The organism is Frankia sp. CcWB2, from assembly GCF_977927585.1.
This window is the reverse complement of record NZ_CDWRCM010000070.1, coordinates 4550-6639: the sequence shown is the minus strand read 5'-3', so window position 1 is coordinate 6639 and position 2090 is coordinate 4550. Positions and strand designations below refer to the sequence as shown.

The 2090-nt window shown below is 68.0% G+C and carries 2 protein-coding genes; both read right to left on the bottom strand.

Features of this window, described 5'->3' with window-relative positions:
• Positions 1-703, bottom strand: a 703-nt coding sequence (locus tag ACY45C_RS09745; protein ID WP_462187298.1) for a branched-chain amino acid ABC transporter permease, incomplete at its 3' end; no start/stop codon positions are given.
• A gap of 72 nt (positions 704-775) precedes the next feature.
• Positions 776-1945 (bottom strand): branched-chain amino acid ABC transporter substrate-binding protein, encoded by a 1170-nt coding sequence (locus ACY45C_RS09740; RefSeq protein WP_462187297.1) that lies wholly within the window; start codon positions 1943-1945, stop codon positions 776-778.
• Positions 1946-2090: the final 145 nt, after the last annotated feature.

Sequence of the window (2090 nt, the reverse complement as noted above, 5' to 3'; positions counted from 1 at the left end):
TGTACGAGGCGTTGAACGTCATCGCGTACAGGAAGCCGCCGGCTCCGGCCAGCAGGCCGCCGAGCACGAACGTGACGATGATGATGCGTTCGACGTTCACGCCCATGAGAACCGCGGTGTCGGCGTCCTGGGCCACCGCGCGGATGCCCTGCCCGAGCCGGGTCCCCGTGACCAGCCGGTCCAGTCCGACCAGCATCGCGATCGCGACCGCGAAGATGACCAGCGACTGGGTGGAGACGCCCGCTCCGAACAGCGTGAACACCGTTCCGTCGGTGAACAGGTTGGGCAGGGCCACGTTCTGCCGGCCGAACTCCTTGCCGGCGAGGTTCACCGCGAACAGCGAGGCCCCGATGGCGCTGATGAGGTAGGCCAGCCGGGGGGCGGAACGGCGCCGCAGCGGCCGGTACGCCACCCGTTCGAGCGTGAAGGCGGCGAGCCCGCCGCAGATCGCGCCGGCGCCGAGACCCATGGTCACCAGGCCCACCGATTCGAGGCCGCCCGGGACCGAGCCGTCCCCGGGCAGCAGGGCGCGGGCGGCAAACAGCCCGCCGAAGGATCCCAGCATGAAGACCTCGCTGTGCGCGAAGTTGATGAGCTGGAGGACTCCGTAGACGAGGGTGTACCCGAGCGCGATGACCGCGTACAGGGAGCCGACCGTCAGACCGTCGACGGTCAGCTGCCAGAACTGGTCGAGGAAACCCATCCGTGTGCCTCGTTCACCACCAGGCGAAGCGGTGGCCGGACGTCCCACCCCCGGCCACCGCCCGCACCGACATCAGGACTTGACCAGGTCCGCGATGTTGCCGAGAACGGTGATCTGTCCGCCCTTGACCTGGTAGACGAACACGTTGGAGCCCTTGACCTCGCCATTCGGCTCGAACGCCACGGTCTTCGTGATGCCGGGGAAGTTCACGGAACCGAACGCGCCGGCCACGGACTCCCGGGTGACGTCCTTGCCGAGCTTCTTGAAGACGTCCGCGAGGGCGAGCGTGGCGTCGTAGGCCTCACCGGAATAGGTGCCGGGCTTCGCCCCGTTGTTGACCTTCTTGTAGGACGCGACGAAGGACGCGGCCTTCGGGTCGGTGTTGGCGTCGCCGCAGGGGCAGGTGAGGTAGGCACCCTCGGCCGCGGCGGCCCCGGCCTGCGCGACGTACTGCGGGTCGAGCGAGCCGTCACCACTGATGATCTTTCTGGTGAAGCCCTTGCTCTTCAGCGCCTTCGACAGCAGCGCGAACTCGGGGTAGTAGCCGGAGTAGTAGAGGACCTCGGGCGCGGCAGCAATGATCTTCGTTGCCTCGGACGTGTAGTCCTTGGTCGGGTTGATGCCGTCGTGGGTCACGTTGACGCCCTTGGCCTTGAGCTCGGCCTCCAGCGCACCCGACAGGCCCGTGCCGTACTCGCTCTTGTCGTCCAGCGAGTACACCTTCGTCGCCTTGAGCACCGTGGCGATGTAGTCGGCCGCGGCCTTGCCCTGCACGGTGTCCGGGGCGATGACCCGGTAGAAGGTCTTGAAGCCCAGGGTAGTGAGCGCGGGGTTCGTCGCCGACGGGCTCACCGACAGCAGTCCGGCCTGGGTGTAGGCCGGCTCGCTCGCCTTGGTCGCGCCGGAGAACATCGGGCCGACTACCGCGACGACCTTGGAGTCATCGATCAGCTTCTGGGCGGCCGTCGGGCCCTGATCCGGCGAGCCACCGTCGTCGGACTCGGCGAGCTTGAGCTGGAACGGCGCGCTCGCATCCGCGTTGACCTCGGCGATCGCCGTCCGGACGCCGTAGAGGGCGTTCAGACCGAGCTGCTGGCTGTCGCCCGAGAGAACTCCCTGGAAGCCGATCGTGATGGTCTGCTTCCCGTTCGAGGACGAACCACTGTCACTCCCACAGGCCACCGCGGTCAACGCCACGGTCGCGGCAAGGGCTATCACTCCCAGGAGCGGGCGCCTACCCATGCAATTCCTCCTCCGGTCCCGCCGGACCCGACTCCGATGCCGTGGCCCGGCCCAATCACCCCGACCCAGTCACCCCGATGCGCCCGGCCCGCGAGCCGGTGCGCCACCGCCTAGAGGATGACGGGCTGACCAGCATCAATTCGCA

Coding starts and splice junctions, on each gene's coding strand:
- ACY45C_RS09740 (WP_462187297.1), bottom strand. CDS start 1,945: ATGGGTAGGCGCCCGCTCCTGGGAGTGATAGCCCTTGCCGCGACCGTG.